General features: G+C 55.0%; 19 protein-coding genes. 14 read left to right on the forward strand and 5 right to left on the reverse strand.

The genetic code is table 11. The features are described from left to right. Positions 1-83 precede the first annotated feature (83 nt). Positions 84-1,820 carry an arginine--tRNA ligase gene (gene argS, locus HCH_RS05030; protein WP_011395069.1) on the forward strand — a complete coding sequence of 579 codons (1,737 nt, stop codon included), beginning with the start codon at positions 84-86 and terminating at the stop codon, positions 1,818-1,820. Positions 1,821-1,868: 48 nt separating this feature from the next. On the opposite strand, the gene HCH_RS05035 is transcribed toward argS, so the two are convergent. Then, positions 1,869-2,336, reverse strand: coding sequence for a helix-turn-helix domain-containing protein (locus tag HCH_RS05035; protein WP_011395070.1), 468 nt, complete (start codon positions 2,334-2,336; stop codon positions 1,869-1,871). Between the two features lie 79 nt (positions 2,337-2,415). On the opposite strand from HCH_RS05035, the gene HCH_RS05040 reads away from it, so the two are divergent. The 4 genes from HCH_RS05040 (at position 2,416) to HCH_RS05055 (ending at position 6,392) form a co-directional block, all read left to right on the forward strand. Next, positions 2,416-3,837 (forward strand): MFS transporter, encoded by a 1,422-nt coding sequence (locus HCH_RS05040; protein WP_011395071.1) that lies wholly within the window; start codon positions 2,416-2,418, stop codon positions 3,835-3,837. A 58-nt stretch (positions 3,838-3,895) separates the two neighbouring features. Continuing rightward, on the forward strand, positions 3,896-4,423 hold the full coding sequence (locus HCH_RS05045; protein WP_011395072.1) for a hypothetical protein: 528 nt from the start codon (positions 3,896-3,898) through the stop codon (positions 4,421-4,423). A 289-nt stretch (positions 4,424-4,712) separates the two neighbouring features. After that, complete coding sequence (locus HCH_RS05050) at positions 4,713-5,447, forward strand: class I SAM-dependent methyltransferase (RefSeq protein ID WP_011395073.1); 735 nt, start codon at positions 4,713-4,715, stop codon at positions 5,445-5,447. A gap of 315 nt (positions 5,448-5,762) precedes the next feature. Then, positions 5,763-6,392 carry an ATP phosphoribosyltransferase regulatory subunit gene (locus HCH_RS05055; RefSeq protein WP_011395074.1) on the forward strand — a complete coding sequence of 210 codons (630 nt, stop codon included), beginning with the start codon at positions 5,763-5,765 and terminating at the stop codon, positions 6,390-6,392. A 515-nt stretch (positions 6,393-6,907) separates the two neighbouring features. Here HCH_RS05055 and HCH_RS05060 read toward each other — a convergent pair. Further along, the gene (locus tag HCH_RS05060) at positions 6,908-7,891 is read right to left on the reverse strand and encodes an OmpA family protein (RefSeq protein WP_011395075.1); all 984 of its coding nucleotides are present in this window, start codon (positions 7,889-7,891) and stop codon (positions 6,908-6,910) included. A 157-nt stretch (positions 7,892-8,048) separates the two neighbouring features. Between HCH_RS05060 and HCH_RS05065 the strand changes: the two genes are divergently transcribed. Then, positions 8,049-9,173, forward strand: coding sequence for an FAD-dependent oxidoreductase (locus HCH_RS05065; protein WP_041599243.1), 1,125 nt, complete (start codon positions 8,049-8,051; stop codon positions 9,171-9,173). A 5-nt stretch (positions 9,174-9,178) separates the two neighbouring features. Here the strand turns inward: HCH_RS05065 and HCH_RS05070 are convergent, their stop codons facing one another. Both HCH_RS05070 and HCH_RS05075 read right to left on the reverse strand, forming a co-directional pair. Beyond that, the gene (locus HCH_RS05070; RefSeq protein WP_011395077.1) at positions 9,179-9,973 is read right to left on the reverse strand and encodes a substrate-binding periplasmic protein; all 795 of its coding nucleotides are present in this window, start codon (positions 9,971-9,973) and stop codon (positions 9,179-9,181) included. Between the two features lie 167 nt (positions 9,974-10,140). Continuing rightward, on the reverse strand, positions 10,141-10,572 hold the full coding sequence (locus tag HCH_RS05075; RefSeq protein WP_011395078.1) for a hypothetical protein: 432 nt from the start codon (positions 10,570-10,572) through the stop codon (positions 10,141-10,143). A gap of 401 nt (positions 10,573-10,973) precedes the next feature. On the opposite strand from HCH_RS05075, the gene HCH_RS05080 reads away from it, so the two are divergent. The 7 genes from HCH_RS05080 (at position 10,974) to HCH_RS05110 (ending at position 19,999) form a co-directional block, all read left to right on the forward strand. Then, positions 10,974-12,866 (forward strand): DUF885 domain-containing protein, encoded by a 1,893-nt coding sequence (locus HCH_RS05080; protein ID WP_083769710.1) that lies wholly within the window; start codon positions 10,974-10,976, stop codon positions 12,864-12,866. 190 nt (positions 12,867-13,056) lie between these two features. Then, positions 13,057-14,778, forward strand: coding sequence for a peptide ABC transporter substrate-binding protein (locus HCH_RS05085; RefSeq protein ID WP_011395080.1), 1,722 nt, complete (start codon positions 13,057-13,059; stop codon positions 14,776-14,778). Between the two features lie 57 nt (positions 14,779-14,835). Next, positions 14,836-15,756, forward strand: coding sequence for an oligopeptide ABC transporter permease OppB (oppB, locus tag HCH_RS05090; protein ID WP_011395081.1), 921 nt, complete (start codon positions 14,836-14,838; stop codon positions 15,754-15,756). Between the two features lie 42 nt (positions 15,757-15,798). Continuing rightward, positions 15,799-16,722, forward strand: coding sequence for an ABC transporter permease subunit (locus HCH_RS05095; protein ID WP_011395082.1), 924 nt, complete (start codon positions 15,799-15,801; stop codon positions 16,720-16,722). Positions 16,723-16,732: 10 nt separating this feature from the next. Further along, positions 16,733-17,767, forward strand: coding sequence for an oligopeptide/dipeptide ABC transporter ATP-binding protein (locus HCH_RS05100; protein WP_011395083.1), 1,035 nt, complete (start codon positions 16,733-16,735; stop codon positions 17,765-17,767). Positions 17,768-17,822: 55 nt separating this feature from the next. Next, positions 17,823-18,815, forward strand: a complete 993-nt coding sequence (locus HCH_RS05105; protein WP_011395084.1) for an oligopeptide/dipeptide ABC transporter ATP-binding protein — start codon at positions 17,823-17,825, stop codon at positions 18,813-18,815. A 44-nt stretch (positions 18,816-18,859) separates the two neighbouring features. Next, on the forward strand, positions 18,860-19,999 hold the full coding sequence (locus HCH_RS05110; protein WP_011395085.1) for an AraC family transcriptional regulator: 1,140 nt from the start codon (positions 18,860-18,862) through the stop codon (positions 19,997-19,999). 11 nt (positions 20,000-20,010) lie between these two features. Here the strand turns inward: HCH_RS05110 and HCH_RS05115 are convergent, their stop codons facing one another. Continuing rightward, positions 20,011-21,765 (reverse strand): hypothetical protein, encoded by a 1,755-nt coding sequence (locus tag HCH_RS05115; protein WP_011395086.1) that lies wholly within the window; start codon positions 21,763-21,765, stop codon positions 20,011-20,013. A 283-nt stretch (positions 21,766-22,048) separates the two neighbouring features. On the opposite strand from HCH_RS05115, the gene HCH_RS05120 reads away from it, so the two are divergent. Continuing rightward, entirely contained in the window at positions 22,049-24,019 is a 1,971-nt protein-coding gene (locus HCH_RS05120) for a methyl-accepting chemotaxis protein (protein WP_041598433.1), read from the forward strand. The last annotated feature ends 327 nt before the right edge of the window (positions 24,020-24,346 follow it).

Raw genomic sequence — 24,346 nt, forward strand, 5'->3', positions numbered from 1 at the left:
ACCGGATACTGCGGTATCATGGCGGCCATTTCCATCAGTTTCAGCGGCGGACTCCCGTTGCTGTGAGTAACGAAGATCTTCCTATGAATCTGCAACAATTGCTTGAACAGAAAATCAGCGCGGCGCTGCATGCGGCGGGCGCTCCAGAAGGCTCCCCGGCGATCGTGAAGCCGTCCGGCAAGCCCCAATTCGGCGACTATCAGGCCAATGGCGTGATGGGCGCAGCCAAAGCGCTGAAAATGAATCCGCGCGAATTGGCCACCAAAGTCCTGGACGTTCTGGATCTGGGCGACATGGCTGAGAAAGTTGAAATCGCCGGCCCTGGCTTTATCAACATTTTCCTGAGTAAAGACTGGATGAGTCAGAGCCTGCGCCAAGTGCTGGCTGATCCACGCCTGACCATTCCTCTGGACAGCCCCAAACAGACCGTCGTGGTGGATTACTCCGCGCCTAATCTCGCGAAAGAGATGCACGTAGGCCATCTGCGCTCCACCATCATCGGCGATGCCGTCGTCAGAACCCTGGAGTTCCTGGGGCACCGGGTGATTCGTCAGAACCACGTGGGGGACTGGGGCACCCAGTTCGGCATGTTGCTGGCTTACATGAACAAGTTGAAGGCGGAGAACCAGCAGACTCTGTCCATGGAGCTGGCTGACCTGGAAAACTTCTACCGTCAGGCCAAGACGTGTTTTGATGAAGATCCTGAATTCAAGGATAGCGCGCGCCAGTACGTCGTGAAGCTGCAGTCCGGCGATCAAGAGTGTGTGTCGCTGTGGAAAACGTTCATTGATATTTCCCTGCAGCATTGTGAAGACGTATATGAACGCTTGAATGTCAGCCTGACGCGGGCGGACGTAATGCCTGAAAGCGCCTATAACGAAGACCTGCCGAATGTTATCGATGATCTGCGCGAGAAAGGCCTGCTGACTAACAGCGACGGCGCTGAGTGCGTCTTCATGGATGAGTTCAAAGGCAAAGACGATGAGACCTTGCCGCTGATCGTGAAGAAGTCTGACGGCGGTTACCTGTACGCCACCACGGACCTGGCGGCATTGCGCTACAGAGAGCGGGTTCTGAAGGCGAACCGGGTGCTTTATTTCGTCGATGCGCGGCAGTCATTGCACTTGAATCAGGTTTATGCGGCTGGCCGCAAGGCGGGCTTCGTCAGCCCGGATATGTCCTTGGAGCATATGGCGTTTGGTATGGTTCTGGGCGCGGATGGTAAACCCTTCAAGACTCGGGATGGCGGCACTGTCAAATTGGCGGATCTGCTCACCGAAGCGCAAGGTCGGGCTTACGCCGTCGTGAAAGGAAAGAATCCGGAGATGCCGGAAGAAGAGCTTAATCGCATCGCTCACGTCGTCGGTATGGCGGCGGTGAAGTACGCGGATCTGTCCAAGAACCGCTCCAGCGATTACATCTTCAGCTTCGACGCCATGCTCAGCCTGGAAGGCAACACTGCGCCATATGTGCAGTATGCTTACAGCCGGGTAGTGAATGTCTTCAAGAAAGGCGAAGTCGGTAATCTGACTTTTGAGGGCGACCTGCAACTGGCGGAGCCTATCGAGCGCGCGCTGGCGGTCAGATTGTTGCAGTTCAATGAAATACTGCACTCTGTGGCGTCTGAAGGCTGTCCGCACATTCTGTGTGGCTATCTCTATGATTTGTCTAAAGAGTTTGCCAGCTTCTACGAAGGCTGTCCGGTGCTGAAAGCGGAAGAACCCGTACGCAGCTCGCGTTTGATGCTGTCATTGCTCATCGCCAAGACCCTGAAACAAGGCTTGGATTTACTGGGCATCGAAACCCTGGAGCGGATGTAGTTCTCATCCGGCTTCTCTGAAACCCGGCGGGGTCTCTCCTCCGCCGGTTTAATCTTTTTCTCCTTTCCCTTGCTGTGATTTCCCAGGCTTGCCTTTCAAGCGGCCTTCATTGTGTCGCTTTCGCGCTGCCGATCTGATCAAAGTTTGAAAGCGGGGACATTCAAGCTGATTGGGCTCAGGGCAATTAGCGACATGGATGATGCTGTCCCGCATCGTCTCCATTCGCTGAATGAGCTGGTCCAGCTCGCTGGCTTTTTCGATGAGTTGCGCCCGGTCTATTTTGGGCTTCCCATCGTGGGAGAACATGGCCCCAATCTCTTCCAGGCTAAAGCCCGCATATTGGCCCAGGGAAATCAAACCCAACTGGTCAATGACCGTGGAGCGGAAAATCCTTTTTAACCCCTCTCGCCCAATGGACTTTATCAGCCCCTTCTCCTCGTAGTACCGAAGGGTGGAAGCAGGCAAGCCGGACAGCTTCGCCACTTCGGCGATATCCAGCTCATTACAGTTTTTCATAAAGGTGTTGACCTAAAGCTGACTTTAACTTGCATAGTAACTTCCTCAATACGGTAGTTAAAGAGGAAGTGGAGTCGTTATGGCCAACAGTGTGGAGCCTCTCTCTGAATACCATGGCGCGCTGGCCGCGTTGCTGCTGTCAACTTTTCTCACATCCCTGGCGATCAGTAGCGTCAACATTCTATTGCCCGCACTGGTGTCCAGCCTCGACGCCAACTACGCCCAGGTCCAGTGGGTGGTTCTCGCCTACATGATCGCGCTGTCTTCTTTCCTGGTGATTGCCGGGGGGCTGGGGGATACCTACGGCCGTCGCCCATTGTTTATCGCTGGCCTGGGTATTTTTATGGTGGGCTCCGCCTTGTGCGGAATGACGGAAAACATAGGGATGCTCTCGGCGTACCGTGGAGTCCAGGGCATCGGCGCTGCGATAGTGGTATCTCTGAATCTGGCTTTGGTGAGAGATGTTGCGCCGACGGGGCACACCGGACGGGTAATGGGTTGGGTAGGGGGCATGTCCGCCGTGGGCACCGCTGCGGGTCCTGTTCTGGGTGGCCTGATAACTGGCTTCGCAGACTGGCGATGGGTGTTCTGGCTCAACCTCCCTTTGGGGGCGCTTACTCTGTTGCTCGCTGTGCGTTATCTTCCTCGCGCCAGCCAAGGAGCGGGTAAGGGGTCGAAACCGTTTGACCTGATGGGCGCCGCCCTGCTGGCGATGATTGTGCTCATCTATTCGTTCGGGATTAAGCTCAAACTTGAGGGGGCGTTGCTGCGCTTTTTTATGGCGGGGCTTGCGCTTGTTCTGTTGGTCGCTTTTGTCCTGGTTGAACGGGCGAAGCCCTCTCCTTTGCTTCACCTTTCATTGTTGCACGATTATCGCTATGGCCTGAGTTATCTGATTCAGTTCATTGTGGCTTCGGCGGTAATGACCGCCTTGGTGATTGGGCCGTTTTATCTGATTTCCCTCGGGTTGAATCTGTCCATGACCGGGCTGGTGATGGGCTGCAGCCCTGTGTGTGTGATGATTACCTCAAGCCTTATCGGTCGCCGCGTAAAACAGGAAACTTGCAGCAACATGGCGTCAATCGGCGTGCTGTTTCTATTCTTCGGCTCCCTGGGCCTCGCTCATCTAAGCGCCGCGACGGGCGTCATCGGCTATATCGCCTGTCTTATGGTGACCGCCATCGGCTATGCGATCTTCACCGTCGCGAACAACACTCAATTAATGGCTCGGGCCGCTCCAGAACAGCGAGGGCAGATATCCGGCCTGCTGAATCTATCTCGCAATCTGGGAATGCTGACCGGCGCAGCCTTGATGAGCGCTTTGTTCGATAGTGTCACCAATGCGTCGGCGCTTAGCGCGCTGACTCTGCAACTGGCTGAAACCGGCTTGCATCGTGTGTACGTCTGCGTCTCCGTAGTGTTGTGCTTTGGTCTTGTTGTGCGCGGGTACTGGCATTTCAGGGAATACAGAGAAAAGGACGGAATAAGAACACTAACCTAAAGTCGGCTTTAACTACTGAGACGCGTTAATAAAACTTGTTTAACCCTTTGGAGGACTTATGCAACCTACCGCACTCGATCACTTTATCGAATTGGCTCGCGAGGGCTGGGATGGCTTGACCACAAGTAATGTAATAAGGCTCCGCCGCTTGCTGCAGAATCTGGCGAAAACGTCCGCTGAAGAGCCTTGGCTGGCGCAGATTCATGCGGATCGTCCCGAGATGGTTGAGTTGTATACCGACCCAGAGCACGGATACAGACTGCTGGCTCATACCGAGCCCCAGGGGCTGTATCGCATGCCTCATGATCATGGCGCCGGCTGGGTGCTGTACGCCTTACAGTATGGCGCCCTGGAAATGTCCACCTACCAGCCCATTACGGATAAGCGCGGCAGAACCCGGCTGGTGAGTAGAGGTTGCGATACCCTGATCCCCGGCGATTGCAGGGTGTTTTTACCTGGCGATATACACGACCCCCGGTGTGTCTCTGACTATATCGTGCAGTTTCGTCTTACCAGCAGCGACTTCAAACTGGAGAAGAAAGAAGGACGGATGATTCAGTACCTGGATCAGGGGAGCATGGCGTGAAGGGCCTGGCCTGGCAGGGGCTCTCGCGCCAGATCGCCGAATGTGTCAGATGGCGGGTTTTATTGACTCCGTTTTTTCCCCCTGAAATAATCGCGCGATGATTTACATTGATATTCATATTGTGTCGCGAATTGAGGGCGTTCCTGGTGGGGCGTCCGTAATTCGTGAGCAAATCTAAGTTCGCGTAATTGCGAAATCAGCCCCGCCGTATCAACGGACGGGGCTTCGTCACGCCTGTAGGAAGTTGTATCCCGTTCGTTGCCGGCATTTTCAAACGGAGTACACACTCATGACACAAAATATTTACGACACCGATTCTTTCTTCGAAGGCTACAGTCAGCTGCCACGTTCCCTGAAAGGGCTGGACGGAGCGCCGGAATGGGCTTCCATCAGAGCGCTGATGCCGCCATTGGCGAATGCCAGTGTGGCTGATTTAGGCTGCGGATTTGGCTGGTTCTGCCGTTGGGCGCGTGAGCAGTCCGCCGCCAGCGTACTGGGCGTCGACGTTTCTCAAAACATGCTGTCCAAGGCGGAAGAGATGACTTCTGACGCCCATATTCAGTACGTGCGCGAGGACCTGGAGACACTGACCCTGCCCGAGAACACCTACGATCTGGTCTACAGCTCGCTGACGCTGCATTACATCGCCAATCTGCAAGGCCTGTTCGAGCAGGTGTATAAGAGCCTGAAATCCGGCGGCTGGTTGGTCTTTTCGGCGGAACATCCGATTTATACGGCGCCCAGGAATCCCGGCTGGGCGGAAGACCAGCACAAGAACACGCTTTGGCCTATCAACCAGTATCTGGTGGAAGGACCAAGAACCACAGATTGGCTCGCGGACGGCGTGGTTAAACAACACCGCACTTTTAGCGCGTATCTGACGATGCTGATTAATACCGGCTTCACCTTGAAGCATCTGGAAGAATGGCGTCCCAGCGCGGAGCAAATCGATGAGTGCCCGGAACTGAAAGTCGAATTGGAACGACCGATGTTCTTTATTATGGCGGCGCAACGCGGTGAGTAGCGACTGATATAAAACACGACTCGACTAAGTGAGAACCTGGGCGGCGATCTCTGTCCATGAGGCGCCGCCTTTTCATTGCCTTTTTTTCTTCGGCGCATGGCGTCAGCCTGACGGGTTGACATCTTTCTCTTCGGACGCATAATGTCCGGCATGATTACTTTCAACTCGCATCCAATGCATCTGCATTCACTGTCGCATCGTCGGCTGGGAGAGCTATTGCTTGGTTGAAAGTTAAGCCCGTTCACTGAGAAAGCCCTCCCAGCGCTGCTGCGAGGGCTTTTTTATTGTTTTTAATTCAGTGAATGGGAATTCGTTATGGAATATAAAATCGAAGGTATGGCCAAAGGCGTCCGCATTATCAGCGGCGATACGGCGAAGAAGCGCAGAGTCTTGCTGAATCAGATGATTGCGCTGGCGGAAGCGAGCGGTTTTGAAGAGGTGATTCTGCCTTCCATTGAGCCGTCACAAGTTTATGTGGACAAAGCTGGCGAGGAAATATTGGGGCAGATGTATGTGTTTCCGGATAAGAAAGGCCGCTCTTTGTGTCTGCGTCCAGAAGGGACGGCGACTGTACAAATGGTGGCGGATAAACACTTCAAACGCAGAAAGAACGTGCGGCTCTGGTATTTTGAGCGCTGCTGGCGCTATGAACGGCCGCAGGAAGGGCGCTATCGGGAGTTCTTTCAGTTTGGCGTCGAGGTCATTAACCCCACTACGCCAACCGTTCGGCAAGAGTTGATCGATCTGGCGGAGAAGATGGTGGCTCTGCAAACCACGGAGTATGAGGTATTCAGCGCCGTGAAGCGCGGCTTGAGTTACTACATGGAGGATGGCTTCGAAATCTCCGTACCCAAGTTGGGAGCGCAAAAGCAAGTGGTCGGAGGCGGCGCATACAAGCAAGGGATTGGCTTCGCGATTGGTTTTGACCGCCTGATGCTTTGTTAGGTAACCCCTCGATCAATCATCTACTGTGCACAATGGATGGGGAAATCCACCTGATTTATCAGGCATTCTGAATTTCCCTGTCCTCATCTTCCCGTTCGCCCTGAGTCTTTCCTCATCTCCCCCGTTCGCCCTGAGCCTGTCGAAGGGCCTTCCAGGGCGACTCAGGAAAAAAGCCGATTTCCCGGATGTTGATTAAAGATCGTTGTCTATGGATTAGCTCTCTGGGAAGCCCTTCGACAGGCTCAGGGCGAACGGAGTAGAGATAGACTGGAGAGAAGGAAAGGTCGTATTCGGAGATGCCGGTTATTTCACTTATTAATCAGGCAGACAAATAGCTTCCTTCTATTTGTCTGCAACGACAGGGCCCGCACATGTCAGGCCCTGTCTCCCGCGCAGGCGCATTCATGCGCCTGAGTATTAACATGTCAATATCATTGCCATATTAATATACACTAAAGGCCCTTTTGCGGGCCTCTGGTTGCCTATCTCTCTTAAACGAGGGACGTCTTATCCGGCTACCTTTTCACCAGTTCAACCCGGCGGTTCTTGGCTTTGCCAGCTTCGTTTTCGTTGGAGGCGACAGGGGCCGCCATACCGACGCCCAAGGCGGTCATGCGTTCAGCGCCAATCTTGTACTGGCTCACCAGCGCATCCATCACGGCTTTGGCGCGGCGTTCGGAAAGGCTGCGGTTGTAATCAAGCGCGCCGGCGTTATCAGTGTGGCCGACAATTAACACCTTCAGAGACGGCTGGGACTTCATCAGTTTGGCGATTTCCGCCAGGGTTTCCGCTGATTCCGGTTTGATATCCGCCTTGTCGGTGTCGAAATATACCCCATACAACGCAATATGCCCCTCCGCATCCAGTCCTTTCGCCATAGCCTCTGCGTCCACTTTCACCATGCCTGACTGCATGGGAGCGGATTCCACTACCTGCGTATTCACGAACACCCGGTTTTTATCCTGCCCGCCGATGGAGTAAGCTTTGGTGATATACACCGCCACATGCACGGTTTGATCTTCCCGGGTCAGGCGCGCCAGCAGGTAGCGCTGGTCTTTTTCGTGAAACATCATTTTTACAGTGAGGTCTTTGGGCGTCACGATTTCGTTGAATGGACGCCCGGCGGGTTTGCCGCCGCACTCTTCATTCTTGCAGCTGAATAGAATCTCGAAACCCGCGCCGGTCAGCGCTTCCTCATAATTACGGGACACTTCCAGCGTGCTGCGTCCTTCGGGGATACGGTAAGCCACACGGGTTAATTTTCCTTCCAACTCCAGAAACGCGCCGGGATTCTTGTCCTTGCCGCCCCGTTGTTGGATCGGCGTCTGCGCCAGGGATACTTCGGTGAAGGCCTGTTTCTCGTATTTGATGATCTCGGCTCCCGCATAACGGGACACCATGGGATGATCCTCTGCGCCGGCTATGTCCTGCGCGGACGCATACTGCGCCAATGCGACATAAATCAGGATGAACAACTTCCAAAGTGAGCGAGCCGTCATAACGATAAACCTCCGCTATTAATAGAAGAAAGATAGCTCACAACGCCAGGGTACTGCATGGGCGTTTCAAGATTACTGCGACTTTCGGGTTGCTGACCAGCTATTATTCAGGGAGAAGCAGTGCAATATTTCATTGACGCGCGGATGAATAATGTTGATGGCTGAACAACCTGGCTCCCTGACTTTACTCCTCCTTGGCGGCGGGCATACCCATGCGTTGTTGTTGCTGGCGCTGGCCCGTGATCCTTTGCCGAATGTGCGGGTGGTTCTGGTTTCCGAGCGGCCGTTGAGTCCTTATTCAGGCATGCTGCCGGGACTGGTGGCGGGGCACTATCAGTATGAGGAGGCGCATATCGATTTGCTGGCGCTGTGCCGTCAGGTGGGCGCTGAGTTTGTCGAGGGTAGAGTGAAAGGGCTGGATTGCTCCCGACGTGTGGCGCACCTGGAAAACGGGGAGGCGCTGCACTATGACTATCTGTCTCTCAATATTGGCGCGGTTCCGGACTTGAGCACGCCGGGAGCGTCTGACTATGCGATTCCCGTTAAACCCATCGCCGACTTCTGGCCCCGCTGGCGTGAGGCCTATGCAAGCCTGAGCGTCGATCCAGAAGTGCGGAATATTGTTGTGGTGGGCGGCGGCGCTGGCGGAGTGGAATTGGCGTTTGCTATCGCCTATGCGCTGCAATCGGCGCCAGTCGTTCATCAGGTGAGTCTGGCGGCGCGCAATGCGCCTGTGGCGGATTATCCGAAGCGTATGCGGCGCTGGCTGCAACGTCGATTCGACCAGCGCGGCGTGATTGCGCTGACGGATTTCAACGTGGCGGAAGTGGCGTCAGATCGGCTGATTGACGATAAGGGGCGGACGGCGCCGGCGGACCATGTGTTCTGGTGTACGCAAGGCAAGGCGGCGCCTTGGTTGTCCGAGACGGAGCTGTCTCTGACTGCTGAGGGTTTTATCCGTGTTACTCCCAGCCTGCAAAGCATCGCTTTTCCGGAAGTGTTCGCCGTTGGGGATTGCGCCTGGATTGACGCCTCGCCCACGCCCAGGGCGGGGGTGTACGCCGTGCGTCAGGCTCCCTTCTTGCTGGATAATTTACATCGCTTGCTGCGAGGATTGCCGATGCGGGCGTATCGCCCTCAGCGGCGCTTTCTGAGTTTGCTGGCGTGCGGCGGTCGTGATGCGGTGGGCGCGCGAGGACGCATCAGTCTGGCGGGGCAATGGGTGTGGCGCTGGAAAGACTCCATCGACAGGCGCTTTATGCGACGCTTTCCCCACAGTTGAATCGTTTAGTCGTCGCTGCTGGGCTGCGCTTCTGGAGCGGGAGCGTCGTAGGCGCCGCGGTAGTAGTCGGCTTCCATCTCCTGATAGCGCCCACTGTCGCGAAGGCGCCCTAATCCTTCATTGAACTGCAGTATGAATCTGGCGTTCAGCGGCTGCTTGCGAGACAGCATCAGGCGGTACTTATGCTGGTCGAAGACCGTGGATGAATGCGTGATGCGAACCTGTTCTTTAGCGGGAAAATGCATGCGGAGCGCGCTGTAGCCGACGGCCCTGGCCAGAGGGAAGGCGTCGACGCGGCCCCGTAACAGCATATTCATGCCCACTTCTATGTCCCGCACTGAGACCAGTTTGACCTGACCGGATTCCACCAGGCTTTCCCATACCCCAAGTTTGGAGCCCAGCGGCACGGCGATGGACTCGCCGAGCAAATCTGAAGGCGAGGCGGGCTCCAGCGGCTGACTGCGCAAATGAAACAGCACTTCGTCCTGAGTAGCCACCACATCACTGAAATAGGCGAATGCCTCCCGTTGCGGCGTTTGCGTCCATAGCAGCGAGCCGTCGATCTGCCCGCTCTCCACCATAGCCTCGGCGCGGGCCCAGGGGAAAAACTGGTATTCGACCTGTACTCCCACAATGGCGAAAGCTTCCGTGACCAAGTGTGAGGCGAAACCATAATGGGGCAGCTTCTCGGACAAAAAAGGCTTCCACTCCCCATTGGCCAGAACTATCCGTGGGCGTTCCTCCGCTTTCACATAAGCGGCGCAAACCAGACATAAAATAATGCGTAACCAATAAAGCATGAAGTGCAGCAGGGGTTGTGCGTCGTACTCTTAACTATAGCCGAATCGTTGCGAAGGCTTGTTGCAGTCCTGTGACGGACCTGTAAGAAAACGCATCAAGGAGTGTTAAGAGGGACGGCGGACAAAGGCCCGAGCCGGGCCTTTGCGCGGGTCGTGAGGGGAGCGTTTTATTCCTGAGTTGGAACGCCGACTTCTCTCACCAGTTTTGAACTCCAGGGGCACCAGATATTGCCGGGTAGAAAGGCGCCGCCGACTTCGTCGAGATGCTCTTGTACGTATTGCATGGACGCGTCGCAGACCTCTATGGCGAACTCAAAGAAGCTGATGGTGTCCGTGTCCAGATGATATTGCCATCTTGGGTTGTAAGGCGCCGGGGAGGGGGTGACATAGCCCATGACGTGATAAAAGTCCGCCTGGCCGTTGGCCAGAATGTCCCGCGCCTGTTGAATTTTCGCTTTATCCGTCAATTGGATGACAAACGTCTGCTCTGGCTTGACGTCGGTGAATTCGAAATAGGCGACCTCGGCGGAGGAGGCGGTGGCGGCGCAGAACGCCAGGGGGGCGGCCAACATTTTGGTCAGATGCTTTTTGATGGACATAAGATACTTCCTTTTAATGTAAGACTTTCCGGTAATAACGCTCGTGATTGGTTCACGGAGCGGATTCTACTGCGTTTAATGCGCCTCCAATACCGTGCTTTTCCCAATATTCATCCCAGTTTCGAACCGATTAAAAGAATCGTTATTGGCTGGGCAATACGAGCATAAGGAATATGAGCCGGCATCAAGGCGCTGTTGCTTGCATAACCGGATAAAAAGCAGTATTGGATGCAGTTGTCCGGCGAGTATGTACAACCTTGAAAAGGACGCCGCAGTGAATAGCCGTTCTCGAAATGGCGACAACCTGCGCAAGCTGGCCGGCTTCGGTACGATAAGAGCAACGAGCGTCCCGTCCAGGCAGTAGAGGGACGGGGACTGTATGAGTGAATGGAAACCAACGGATGTATAAAGCAAAGTTAAAATTGTATTCCTGCGTGCTGCTGTCCACCCTGAGTGTGGGAGGCGGCATTGTCACTAATGCGGCCTGGGCCGCGGAGACAGGGAGCGTACCAGCGATGGCGCAGACAGAAGCGTCGGATCAACAGGCGGAAGCCTTGTTCGACCGTATTTTTAAAGGCTGGGTGTCGCGCAGCCCCACCTTCCAGTCCTATCTGGGCATCAAAACTGACTACGACAAATGGGACGATATGAGCGAAGCGTTCTCTGAAGAGTCACTGCGCATCGCCAAGGCGGATTTGCAGGATTTGCTGGCGCTGGATGCCTCCCGTCTCAGCGCCTCGAACCAATTGAGTTATCAGTTGATGCAACAGCAGCTGGAAGCTCAGATCGAAGACTACCGCTGGCGTCACTACGACTACCCGGTGAATCAGATGTTCGGCGTTCATTCCGGCACGCCGTCTCTGTTGATCAATCAACACAGCATCGACAACGTCAAGGATGCGGAGGCTTATATCAGTCGTCTTAATGGCGTTCCCGCGCTGTTCGATCAACTGATTGAGCAGCTGGCGCTGCGGGCGGAGAAAGGCGTGATTCCGCCGCGCTTTGTGTTTCCCAAAGTGATTCAGTCCAGCCGCAATATTATTACCGGCAAGCCATTCGGCGGTGAGGAAGACAGCGCGTTGCTGGCGGATTTCTCTGCGAAAGTCGCCGCGGCGGAGATTCCAGAAGCGCGTAAAACAGCTTTGATCGCGGAAGCCAATAAAGCGCTGCTGACTTCCGTGAAACCGGCCTATGAAAAGCTGATCGCCTATCTGGCTGACCAGGAAAAGCGCGCGGACGACAAAGCCGGGGTCTGGAAATTCCCGGACGGCGATGCGTTTTACGCCAACGCCCTGCGTCGCACCACTACTACGGACATGAGCGCGGAGGAGATTTATCAGCTGGGCCTCAAGGAAGTCGCCCGCATCCACGATGACATGCGCGCCATCATGCGGCAGGTGAAATTCAAAGGCGACCTGCAGGCGTTTTTCACCTTCATGCGCGAGGACAAGCAGTTCTATTATCCTGAAACGGAAGAGGGCAAGCAGGCCTACCTGCAGAAAGCCACCGCGCTGATCGACGATATGAAAGCCAACCTGCCCAAGCTGTTCATGACTCTGCCCAAAGCGGACCTGAAGGTGAAAGCGGTGGAGCCGTTCCGGGAGCAGGAGGCGGGCAAGGCGTTTTATGAAGCGCCGGCGCTGGAAGGCGATCGCCCGGGCCTGTATTACGCCAACCTCTACAAAATGAGCGAAATGCCCATTTATGAGATGGATGCGCTGGCCTACCACGAAGGCATTCCCGGTCACCACATGCAGATCTCCATCTCCCAGGAGCTGGACAACCTGCCCACCTTCCGTAAGTTCGGCGACTACACCGCCTATATCGAAGGCTGGGGACTGTATTCCGAGCTGCTGCCTAAGGAGATGGGGTTCTATCAAGACCCTTATGCGGACTTCGGACGTTTGTCCATGGAACTGTGGCGCGCCTGTCGTCTGGTGGTGGATACCGGCATTCACGCCAAGCGCTGGACCCGGGAACAGGCGATCGACTATCTGGCGGAGAACACGCCTAACGCCCGCGGAGACGTGGTCAGGTCTATTGAGCGTTACATCGTCATGCCAGGGCAGGCCACTGCGTACAAGATCGGCATGCTTAAATTCCAGTCTCTAAGACAAAAAGCCAAGCAGGAATTAGGTGAGAAATTCGACATTCGAGAGTACCATGATATTGTATTACGTGACGGAGCCGTTCCGTTAAATGTTTTGGATGGACTGGTGACCGATTGGATCGATCACAAAAAAAGGGATGTTCTCGCCAAAGAAAAAGAGGCGCTTCAAGACGGGAAGTCATGAAGTCTCTGAGTCTGCTTTTCTTCTTGTTGAAAACATTCCACCGACATATCTGAATCATCGTCCGTTCAGGAGCGGTTTTACTTACGTCGTCAGGCGCCCCTGTGTGAGCAGGGGGCCGATGGCGGGTTGCGTGGCGATGCACGTAACCGTTCAGGAATAAAATAACCAGCTAAGGAGTTTGCGAGTATCTATGAAAACATTACACCTGTTTGCCGGCGCGACCATGTTGGCCGCCGCCTTTACCTTGTCAGGATGCGGCGGTTCTGGTGATGAGCCGGTATCCGTCGCGCCAAAAGCGGAAGCCGCCCAAGTCAGCCAGATGGAGACCAGGTCGGGGGCGAAGCAACCTGGGAGCAAATCGACGCGAATGCACCCGGTCACGGGAGAGCCGTTGTCCGCGGAGCAGGTTTTGATAAGGGGTAATGGTTCGGAGCCCGGCTCCATAGATCCTCAGCTGGTGGACGACAGCGTCGGCGGCGCCATCGTCAACGATCTCTTCGAAGGCTTGACCAGCAGCGGTCCCGATGGTCAGTTGACGCCAGGGGTGGCGGAGTCCTGGAGCGCCAGCGAAGACTTCAAGACCTGGACCTTCAAGTTGCGTCAGAACGCCAAGTGGAGCGATGGCGAACCTGTCACCGCCAATGATTTCGTCTATTCCTGGAGACGGGCGGTGAATCCTGAAGTCGGCTCCAACTACGCGTACTACATGGAAGTCGCCGGCGTCGCCAACAGCACCGCCATCGTCAACGGCGAGAAACCGATTACCGATCTGGGCGTGCAAGCGCTGGACGATTACACCCTGCAGGTGTCTCTGGAAGTCCCGGTGACTTATCTGCCCATCATGGTCTCCCATTACACCACTTACCCCTCGCCCCAGAGAGTCGTGGAAAAATACAAAGGCGACTGGACCAAACCCGGCAACATCGTCTCCAACGGCGCCTACAAACTGAAAGAATGGAGCGTCGGCGAGAAAATGGTCGCCGTGCGCAATGAAAACTATTGGGGTAACGCGGACACTATCGTCAACGAAGTGGTGTACCTGCCCATCGACGACACCATCGCTGAAATGCAGCGCTTCGAAGCCGGCGAGATGCACCACACCAACACAGTGCCGGTTTCCCAGATGGAGCGCATCAAGAAAGACATGAACGACGAGCTGATCTCCGTGCCCAAGCTGGCCACCTACATGTATCAGTTCAACCTGCAGGAAAAACCCTTCGACGACGTGCGTGTGCGTAAAGCGCTGAGCTACGCCATTGATCGCGACATCATCGTTAAGTACATCACCAAAGGCGGGCAGACACCCGCATACAGCATCACGCCTCCAGAAGTGAACGGCTTCCATTACGTCGCGCCTGAAATCAGCAAATTGACCCAGGCGGAAAGAGACGCCGAAGCGATTCGTCTGCTGAACGAAGCCGGCTATAACAAAGACAACCCCCTGGTGTTCGACCTGGTGTACAACACCAGTGAAGGTCATAAATCCATCGCTGTGGCCATCAGTCAGATGTGGAAGGAAAAACTGGGCGCCATCGTGACCCCCACCAACATGGAATGGAAAACCTTCCTGACCGAGAAAGCCGCCGGCAACTTCAAAGTGGCCCGTTACGGCTGGAACGGTGACTATAACGAAGCTTCCACCTTCCTGACCTTGATGTTGTCCAACAGCGGCAACAACGACGGCAAGTGGAACAACGCAGAATTCGACAAACTGCTCGCTGACGCGCGCAACTCCACTGATCCAGCGCCTTTCTACGAGAAAGCGGAACAGATCCTCAGCGCGGAAATGCCCGTCGCCCCCATCTATTTCTACCGCGGCCTGCGTATGGTCAGCCCTCAGCTCGGCGGATACGCCACTAATAATCCTCTAGACATCGCTTACGCCAAAGATATGTACATCAAGGCGCAATAAGTCAGTTTTAGCCGCCTGCGCGCGCAGGCGGCTCTACTCTAGTGGGAAAATAAAAACATGCTGAGCTTCATCATCAGAAGATTGTTGGTGGCGATTCCTACGCTGCTGATACTCGTCACTATTTCATTTACATTGATGCACGCCGCCCCGGGCGGACCTTTCACCAATGAGCGCAAGGTCCCGGAAGCGGTGATGAAAAACATCGAAGCCAAATACCATTTAGACCAGCCACTGTGGAAACAGTACTTCTATTATCTTGGCGATCTGGTTCAGGGGGATTTGGGACCTTCTTTCAAATACAAAGACCATACGGTCAATGAACTGATTTCGGCGAGTTTCCCCAGGTCCGCCTATATTGGGGTGCTCTCTTTCGTGATTGTCGTGGTTCTTGGCATCGGGATTGGCGTGGTGGCGGCGCTCAATCAGAACCGATGGCCTGATTACGCGGGTATGACCTTCGCCATGTCCGGGGTCATGCTGCCCAACTTCGTGCTGGCGCCGCTGTGCGTCATGATTTTCGCGGTATACCTGAAATGGCTGCCCGCCGGCGGTTGGGAAGGGGGGCGCATTGAATATCTGATTCTGCCTATCGTCGCCATGGCCACCTCCTATGTGGCGCAGGTCGCCCGGATCACCCGCGGCAGCATGATCGAAACCATCAACAGCACTTTTATCCAGCGCGCCCGCGCCAAAGGACTGCCGCGCAGCCATATTATTCTGCGTCACGCCCTTAAGCCCGCCATGATTCCGGTCATTTCCTATCTGGGGCCGGCTTTTGTGGGCATCGTCACTGGCTCGGTGGTGGTGGATAAAGTGTTCTCCACCGGCGGCATCGGCCAGCACTTCGTCAACGGCGCGATCAATCGCGACTATTCCCTGATTCTCGGCGTCACCATTCTGGTGGGCGCGTTGACTATTTTCTTCAACGCGTTAGTGGACATCCTCTACACCGTGCTCGACCCGCGCATCCGCTACTGATAGCGGCGAACTTAGCGAACCGGATAACAAGGAATACGAATCATGCTGTTGATGGGCAAAGACAAAGGCGTGGCGGCGATGGCCGCCAATATGGGCAAATACAAAGGCCGCAGCCTGTGGGCGGATGCGGCCAGACGCTTCGCGCGCAACAAGGCGGCGTTGATCAGCCTGGGCGTGCTGGCGCTGCTGCTGGCGTTCTCACTTTTGGGGCACTATGCCTCAGATTGGAGCAATGAAACCATTGATTGGGGACGCCTGAGCAATATTTACGAACAGGGTCAACCCAGCCTCGAAAATGGACACTACTTCGGCCTTGATCATGTAGGGCGCGACCTTTACCAAAGAGCAGTGCAGGGCAGCCGGATTTCATTGATGATCGGTGTGCTTGGCGCGTTTGTGGCGGTGGTTATCGGGGCCCTGTACGGCGCTATCTCCGGGTTTGTCGGCGGTAAAGTCGACAGCCTGATGATGCGCTTGGTGGACGTGCTCAGCGCGTTTCCGTTCATGTTTCTGGTCATCGTGTTGATGGCGATTTTCGGGCGCAACGTGCTGCTGATGTTCGTCGCCATCGGCGCGGTGAGCTGGTTGAACATGGCGCGTATCGTGCGTGGCCAGACCTTGAGTCTGAAGCGCAAGGAATTTATTGAGGCCGCCTTCACCGTGGGCGTGCATCCCATGGTGATCATCCTGCGACATGTAATTCCCAACCTGCTTGGCGTCGTTATCGTTTACGCCGCCTTGTTGGTGCCGGAAATGATCATGTTCGAGTCATTTATTTCCTTCCTCGGCCTGGGCGTTTCCGAACCGCAAACCTCCTGGGGCGCGCTGATTTCGGAAGGCGCCGACAACATGCGCAGCACCCCCTGGATGCTGGCGTTTCCCATGACGCTGCTGATCGCCACGCTGTTCTGCTTTAACTTTATCGGCGACGGGTTACGCGACGCATTAGATCCCAAGGGTAATTGAGGCGAAGGTTATGTCATTGTTGCAAGTAGAAAATTTAAGCGTGTCCTTCAGCACTCCCGAAGGATCGGTCAAGGCGGTCAGCGGCCTGAGCTACACCGTAGAAAAAGGCGCCACTCTGGGTATTGTCGGCGAATCCGGCTCCGGCAAGAGCCAGAGCGTGTTCGCCATCCTCGGCCTGCTGGCCAACAACGCCCAGGTGTCCGGCAGCATTAAGTTCAACGGACGCGAACTGATTGGCCTCAGCGAGCAGGAGCTGAATCGCATCCGCTCAAAGGAAATCGGCATTATTTTTCAAGACCCGATGACCTCGCTGAACCCCTTTATGCGGGTCAGCGATCAGTTGTCAGAAGTGTTGATGCACCATAAAGGGATGTCGAAGAAGGACGCGCTCAATGAAGCCGTCCGTATGTTGGACGCCGTGCGCATTCCCCAGGCGCGGGAGCGGGTGAACATGTACCCCCATGAATTTTCGGGGGGCATGCGACAACGGGTGATGATCGCCATGTCGCTGCTTTGCAATCCACAGATGCTGATCGCGGATGAACCGACCACCGCATTGGACGTGACGGTTCAGGCCCAGATTATGCATCTATTGAAGGAGCTGCAGCGGGAACTCAGCATTTCGATCATTCTGATCACTCATGACCTGGGTATTGTCGCCGGCGCCTGCGATCACACCATGATCATGTATGGCGGGCGCATGATGGAATACGGCTCCACTCTGGATATTTTCAAAACGCCGTCCCATCCCTATACCCAGGGACTGTTGAAAGCGATTCCCAGACCGGATGACGAGAGCGATGAGCTCTACTCCATTCCCGGCAATCCACCGAATCTGCTGAATCCGCCGGCGGGATGCCCGTTTGCGGAGCGTTGCTGCGAGGCGGGCGAGCAGTGCGAGGCGCGCGCGCCTGCGCTGGAGGCGTTGTCCGGGGCGCGTTTGCGGGCCTGTCATAAGCCTTGGACGCCGCCGCACAGAAAAGAGCCGCCCGCCGCCGGCGCGCGCCTGGAGTTGGAGGCCGGCGTACGCGGAGATGTGATATGAAGACGTTGCAATATAAGAACAAAGGGAATGCCAACATGATGAGAGGAGTGGCCCAATGAGCAGCGCCAGCCCCATATTAAGCGTTCAGGATCTCTGCGTCCGCTTCGATTTGCCGCGCAGCGGCGTCTGGCCATGGCGGGGGGAGGCATTACAGCTCAAGGCGGTGAATAACATCAGCTTTGACCTGTATCCGGGAGAGATTCTCGGCATCGTTGGTGAGTCCGGATGCGGCAAGTCCACCCTGGCGCGCGCGATTCTCGGCATGCTGCAGAACGTGCAGGGCAAAGTCGTGTGGCAGGGAGAGGACATGCTCGGACTCTCTCCCTCACAGTTGCGCAAGCGACGCCAAAAGCTGCAAATGGTGTTTCAGGACCCCATCGCTTCGCTGTCGCCGCGCATGACCGTGGGGGAGATCATCGCCGAGCCGTTGAAGACCCATTATCCGGCCATGTCTTCTGCGGAGCGGGAAGCGAAAGTGGTCAGCATCATGGAAACGGTCGGCCTGCACGCCAATCAGGTCAATCGTTATCCTCACGAGTTCTCCGGCGGTCAATGTCAGCGCGTGGGCATCGCCCGCGCTCTGGTGCTGGAGCCGGACCTGATCATCTGCGACGAGCCGGTGTCCGCCCTGGACGTTTCCATTCAGGCGCAGATCGTCAACCTGCTGAAAAAGCTGCAGCGGGAGTTGGGCCTGTCGCTGATCTTCATCGCCCACGACCTCAATCTGGTGAAGTACATCAGCGACCGGGTCATGGTGTTGTACCTGGGACATGTCATGGAAGTGGCGAACAGTCGCGATCTGTATCGGGAGCCGCTGCATCCCTATAGCAAGGCGTTGATTTCCGCAGTGCCGATTCCAGACCCGGAGCTGGAGCGCGGCAAGGAAGTACTGTTGCTGGAAGGGGATTTGCCGTCGCCGATCAATCCGCCGGCGGGATGTCCCTTTGTCACTCGTTGCCCCATGGCGACGCAGGTCTGCGAACAGACCAAACCAGAGCTTCGCGCGGTAGCGGACGGCCAACGTCGCGTCGCCTGCCATCACGCGTGATCATAAGGACGTAATCGAGTTTTAGTCGTTGTAAGGAAGTGTCTATGTCGTTCGTAAAACAAGGTGTTGAGCCATCTATTCACTGTAGCTTCGTATTTTCATATCTCGCTTATCTACGAGAGAGCCGGCTTGATGAGCAGGCGCTGGTGGATGCGGTGAAGGGGCTGAGGGAGGTGTTGGACGAACGTTGCTGGGTTCCCGCGCGCATGCTCAACGAGCTGACCGCACGGGCGCTGTCGGAAACCCGCGATCCCTATATGGGGTTGAGGTTCGGAGCGGAAATCGACGCCTCGACCTATTCCATTCTGGGTTATATCGTCAGCTCCGCGCCCTCTGTGGAGGAAGCCTTGTCTGTGCTGCGCAAGGCGCAACGGGCGGTCAGCTCCATCGGGGAGCTGCAACTGATTGTGGAGGAAGACGCCGTTACTTGCGTTTTCAAAGACAACTGGCCGCGCAAACTCATGCTGGACCATTTGGTGGAGGCGTTCATCAGTTGCTGGAAGGCTCTGGGCAGTCGTATCTCCGGCATCAAGGCGCGGGCGACGTTGGTCACCTTCAAGCATGCGCCCGTCGGCGATCCGGTGCAGTATGAAAAAGAGCTGGGCTGCCGGGTGAGCTTTCACAGCCCGGTGGATTCGGTGCGCTTTTCCCTGCAAGGCGTCAGCCACGAAACGCTTTGCGTGGGCGACAGTCTGGTTTTCGAAGCGTTGAAAGAGCGCCTGCTGAAGATGCTGGGGCCAGGGTCCCGCAATATCTCCGCCCAGGTCAATCGAGTGCTGGTGGAACTGCCGGGAGAACTGTTTCCCAGTATGGAAATGGTGGCGTCCCGCCTGGGCATGGAACCCATTGAACTGGGCAAACAGCTGAAAAGCGAACACGCCAGCTTCCGCACCTTGCTGGATCGCCGCAAGTTCATGCAGACCCTGGCGCTCATGCAGACCACCAAGCTTGATCTCGCCGCCATCGCCGTTCAGGTCGGCTTCTCCGAACAAAGCGCCTTAAGCCGCGCATTCCAACGCTGGACCGGCATGCCCCCGGCGCAATACCGGGAGATGCTGCAGCGGCAGGAACACTGGCTGCGGCGTCAGCGAACGAATGGCCTGGCAGGCGCGCCGCTCGCTGACGTGCCTTTAAACTCCCTTCGCAATGAAAAAGCAAAGTTTATGGCGTCAGCGTTAGTGTGATGTGAATGAATCTATTCCATCCAGTTATACCCCAAACGCAGCCCAGAGATGTTGTCGTTAGTGACTTTTAGGCCAATATAGGAGATTGCAGCCCTAGAGGATTGTACGAAATAGTTAGGAGTCTGGAGATTGTGTGGGACGATCGTCTTCTCTGAATGATAGATTCGACCAAATGGGGCCTCCCCGCTGTAGTTGAGAATTCTGCTTTCAGAGTTCCATCGAGACTGGTACAACTTGATGGAGGTAAGATTATCTCTATGCGCTCCTACTCCTAAACCTGTCAATACATTGCCGTCAGGAACTTCTGCGAACAGCTCTACCCCTGAGCCACATTGTTTGTAGTGAGACTTGCCAAGAGTATTGTCAGCATTTAAGGCGCGGTAGGCTATTTTTATTCCTTCTACGTTGTCGTTCCTGACTTTTGCGCCAAATCCCGTGATCACCGAGCCTGCGGGGGCCTGGCAGCTCAGCTCCATTGGATGGGGGTCGCCAATGTAAACTGTGCCTGGATAGACGGAAGCAGGCTTTAACGGCAACGATACAGGTATGAGGTTGGCGATAGTATTGGTGGATGAAGCGTAGCAAGCTTCCTGTGCTGCCTTGCATATCGAGATGGCTTCATTCAACATGTTTATATTATGGTTGACGTTACCTAGTGCGTCATCATAGTCCTGAAAATAACTTTCCCAGTGCTCGTTGACTATCTCGTCAATATTTTGATAAAGCAAAGCGCTGAGGGCTGTCTTATATTCAAATTGTTTTTTCCAGCTGGTCGCTAGTTTACTACGGGCGGTATATAAGTCGTATTCTGGAAGATTGCCTCCAATTTTAATATTGACTGGAAATCTATAGTAATGGTCAGAGTCAATTTCTGTAATAATTGGCTTCATTTGAAAGGTGTCCAGTGCGCCGGCTTTGACATACTCCTCTGCGGTATTAATCAGCGCATGACACTTATTAGTATTGCTGCCCTTAACCAGACAGTCCTTTGACTCTTTTAATAGATTCTCTACCTCTGAAAGTAGTTCTTTGTCTCCGCCTCGTTGCAGAACACTTGTGGTGATATTTATATTAGGACTGAGTTCCGTTGCCTGTTGGTCTATCCAGCCTTTTAAAATATCGGAATCAACAAAGCTATAATTCCCTGGTGAATTTGCTTCTGCATGAGTCGCCATTTTTTGATTGGGAAAGTCCAAGCGCACTGCAAAGTAGAAGCGACCGCCGAGCTTTGCATAGTTTATCAGGTTATCACCGCAGTGGTTTACAAACTCGTCGTTGGACTGCGACAGAGCCTGCTCGCCAACTTCATTAATCTTGGGCGATGAACTATTAACCTCTAGTTTTATCCAGCTAGAGTTATATTCTGCGCTCGCCAGGAATGTCAGACTGGTGGGGGTCGGATGTATAAATTCCAGGAACTGCTTGATTTCTTCTTGTGATTCATCTGCGCCGAGAAGTTCGCCTACCGATGCTTTAAATAATTCTTCAGGCGCTTTTTCGAGTAGCGTGTAGCCCAACTTGCGGATAGGACGCTGTTTGATTCCGTTAATATCATGTACGACCAGGTCTCCGCTGAAGCAAACCTCTTTTAGCTCTCCTGTTTTCAATACTTTACCTCGACCTAAAACGCCGTTCAGAGTATTTATCGTTTCATTATTTAAAAGATCTTTGGCTGGGGTGGGATCAGCAATGGAATAGCTGGATAGCGCTATCATCGAGATTGCCAGTAAGGCTTTGCGTGTTGTTGGTATAAATGGTTCAGACATATTTTCTTCCTGCTGAAAATCAAGAGCGGTTATATAAGTCTAATTGCGGACGTGTTCACTTCTGCCAATGAAAAAAGGAATGTTCCTGCCCGCTAGGGCGGGGAATGTAATCTTCACTGCCTTAACGAAAGCTGAATAGAAAGGGTTGTTGCCTGCGTTTTTGTGCTGAATAACCGCATGAGTGTAGTGGATAGTCTATTGTTAAAGACGTTGCGGTCGCTTTAAGCGTCCGCGCGTCAGAATTATCGCCTTGATGGATACCACCCAGCGGATGGAGTTGCACATGAAACTCAACTTCTTTCAAAAGCTTGTCTTACTGGTGGCGCCCGCCGCCGCCTGTCTCTTGATATTGGCTTATGTGATTATTTCCGAGTCTCTACGCGAGTACCGACAAGCGGATGATCTCACCTACATGGTGGCGCTGGCGGGGAAAAGCAGCTATCTGACCCACGAGCTGCAAAAGGAGCGCGGCGCCAGTGCGGGTTATCTGGGGGCGGGAGGCAAGGCCTTCGGCGATACGCTGAAAGAGCAGCGCATTCTGACCGACCAGCGCCGCTCAGAATTAACAACCTTTCTGGCGGCCCACCGGGAAATGATCTCCAGGCCGGAACTGCTCACCCTGATGCAAACCGTTGATGACCTGATGGCGCAAATGCCACAGATGCGGCAACGGGTGGACAGCCTGAATATTTCCGCCGCCGAAGCCATCGGCTATTACACCCAAATCAATACGCTGCTGTTGTCCACCGCGTCAACCATCGCCGACGATGCGGTGACGCCTCAAATCAGCTCGGCGCTGATGGCTTACTACAACTTTCTGCAGGGCAAGGAGCGGGCGGGAATTGAACGCGCAGTGCTCAGCAATACCTTCGTCGCGGGGAAATTTGCGCCAGGGAATTATGAAAAGTTTATCCGGCTGGTCAGCGAACAGAACGCCTACCTGGAAACCTTTGATCAATTCGCCCAACCCGAACAGGTTGAGTATCGCAAGCGCACCCTGCAGGGCGGCGCGGTGGAGCAGGTGGAACGGTATCGCAGCCTGGCCCTGAGCGGTGAATTGCAGCAGGATGCGGCGGACTGGTTCAAGCAGGCTACCGGGCGCATCAACCTATTGAAAAATATAGAAGACAAGCTTACGGATGAGGTGCTGGCGCTGGCTGAGCAGGTTAAGAGCGATGATCTGAGTTTGTTATGGCGGCATTGCGCGCTTACTCTTATTTCTCTGGCCATTGTCGGGGGCATGGCGGCTTTTCTGACCCATGGCGTGCGCAAACAGGTGCGCAGCTTGATGGAAACCATGCGCGCTGTATCCATCCGCAAGGATCTGCGAAGCCGGGCGAACGTTCTGGCGGGCGATGAGCTGGGGGAAATCGCCAGTCTGCTGAATGATATGCTGGATAACTTCCGTAACGCCGTGCACCGAATATCCGCCTGCAGCGGCCAATTGGCGTCGGTAGCGGAAGAAAGCGCTGTGACGGTGGCGACGACGGCGGACAGTCTGAGCATGCAGAAACAGGACACGCTGATGGTCGCCTCCGCCGTGGAAGAAATGAGCGCCTCCATCAAGGAGGTCTCGGAGAATACCGCCAACACGTCCGACGCGGCCGGCTCCGCTGACAGTCTGGTCGGCAAAGCCCATCGCCTGATCTCAGACGCCGCGGCGACCATCGACGCCGTGGCGGCGCAAGTCGGAGAAGCCTCCGCCTCTATTCGCGGTCTGCGAGACAGCAGCGAGCGTATTTTCCAAGTGGTGGATGTGATCAAGAGCATTGCTGAACAAACCAATCTGCTGGCCCTGAACGCCGCCATTGAAGCTGCTCGCGCCGGTGAGCAGGGGCGGGGGTTCGCTGTAGTGGCGGATGAAGTGCGTTCGCTGGCGCAGCGCACCCAAAGCTCGACTACGGAAATTGAAGACATGATCAGAGCGTTTCAGGACGAAAGCGGCCGGGCGGTGTTGAAAGTGGAGGCGAGCAAGGACGCTGTCAACAAAAGCGTGGTGGGCGCCGGCGAAGTGCGCAAGGTGCTGGATGAGATACTGGCGGCCATTCACGATATCAACCAACGCGCCATACAGATTGCAGCGGCGGTGGAGCAGCAGGCGCAGGCCAGCAGCGATATCGCTTCCAAGATGCAATCTATTGGCGAAAAATCCCAGGTCGCTGCAGAAGCCGGGGATCACATCTCCGCCGCCGCAGGCGAGCAGAGTCGTCTGGCGGACGAACTCAAAACGCTTTCCACAGCATTTCAGGTGTAATTATTAACCAGGCAGACAAATAGCTTCCTTCTATTTGTCTGCAACGACAGGGCCTGCGCATGTCAGGCCCTGTCTCCCGCGGCTGGCCGCCGCGCAGGCGCATCCATGCGCCTGATCATTAACATGCCAATATCATTGCCATATTAATATTCAGAATAAAAAAGCATAAGAGGTAGGGCCTCTTATGCCTGTCGCTTTGTTTTTCCTGCCTGTTTTCCTCAAATAATTAACGCTTAACCTAAGTTAAATCCAAATAAAACAAACTGTTGCGTATTGCCTTTCAGCCTTGGCGGCCACTCACTTCATACGCCAAATTGCATAGAAAAA

Origin of the sequence: Hahella chejuensis KCTC 2396, assembly GCF_000012985.1 — a bacterium.
Taxonomy (GTDB): Bacteria; Pseudomonadota; Gammaproteobacteria; order Pseudomonadales; family Oleiphilaceae; genus Hahella; species Hahella chejuensis.

Bases quoted from the DNA above. Each gene is read 5' to 3' on its own strand.
- argS (WP_011395069.1), top strand. From the start codon at position 84: ATGAATCTGCAACAATTGCTTGAACAGAAAATCAGCGCGGCGCTGCAT.
- HCH_RS05035 (WP_011395070.1), bottom strand. From the start codon at position 2,336: ATGAAAAACTGTAATGAGCTGGATATCGCCGAAGTGGCGAAGCTGTCC.
- HCH_RS05040 (WP_011395071.1), top strand. From the start codon at position 2,416: ATGGCCAACAGTGTGGAGCCTCTCTCTGAATACCATGGCGCGCTGGCC.
- HCH_RS05045 (WP_011395072.1), top strand. From the start codon at position 3,896: ATGCAACCTACCGCACTCGATCACTTTATCGAATTGGCTCGCGAGGGC.
- HCH_RS05050 (WP_011395073.1), top strand. From the start codon at position 4,713: ATGACACAAAATATTTACGACACCGATTCTTTCTTCGAAGGCTACAGT.
- HCH_RS05055 (WP_011395074.1), top strand. From the start codon at position 5,763: ATGGAATATAAAATCGAAGGTATGGCCAAAGGCGTCCGCATTATCAGC.
- HCH_RS05060 (WP_011395075.1), bottom strand. From the start codon at position 7,891: ATGACGGCTCGCTCACTTTGGAAGTTGTTCATCCTGATTTATGTCGCA.
- HCH_RS05065 (WP_041599243.1), top strand. From the start codon at position 8,049: ATGGCTGAACAACCTGGCTCCCTGACTTTACTCCTCCTTGGCGGCGGG.
- HCH_RS05070 (WP_011395077.1), bottom strand. From the start codon at position 9,973: ATGCTTTATTGGTTACGCATTATTTTATGTCTGGTTTGCGCCGCTTAT.
- HCH_RS05075 (WP_011395078.1), bottom strand. From the start codon at position 10,572: ATGTCCATCAAAAAGCATCTGACCAAAATGTTGGCCGCCCCCCTGGCG.
- HCH_RS05080 (WP_083769710.1), top strand. From the start codon at position 10,974: ATGTATAAAGCAAAGTTAAAATTGTATTCCTGCGTGCTGCTGTCCACC.
- HCH_RS05085 (WP_011395080.1), top strand. From the start codon at position 13,057: ATGAAAACATTACACCTGTTTGCCGGCGCGACCATGTTGGCCGCCGCC.
- oppB (WP_011395081.1), top strand. From the start codon at position 14,836: ATGCTGAGCTTCATCATCAGAAGATTGTTGGTGGCGATTCCTACGCTG.
- HCH_RS05095 (WP_011395082.1), top strand. From the start codon at position 15,799: ATGCTGTTGATGGGCAAAGACAAAGGCGTGGCGGCGATGGCCGCCAAT.
- HCH_RS05100 (WP_011395083.1), top strand. From the start codon at position 16,733: ATGTCATTGTTGCAAGTAGAAAATTTAAGCGTGTCCTTCAGCACTCCC.
- HCH_RS05105 (WP_011395084.1), top strand. From the start codon at position 17,823: ATGAGCAGCGCCAGCCCCATATTAAGCGTTCAGGATCTCTGCGTCCGC.
- HCH_RS05110 (WP_011395085.1), top strand. From the start codon at position 18,860: ATGTCGTTCGTAAAACAAGGTGTTGAGCCATCTATTCACTGTAGCTTC.
- HCH_RS05115 (WP_011395086.1), bottom strand. From the start codon at position 21,765: ATGTCTGAACCATTTATACCAACAACACGCAAAGCCTTACTGGCAATC.
- HCH_RS05120 (WP_041598433.1), top strand. From the start codon at position 22,049: ATGAAACTCAACTTCTTTCAAAAGCTTGTCTTACTGGTGGCGCCCGCC.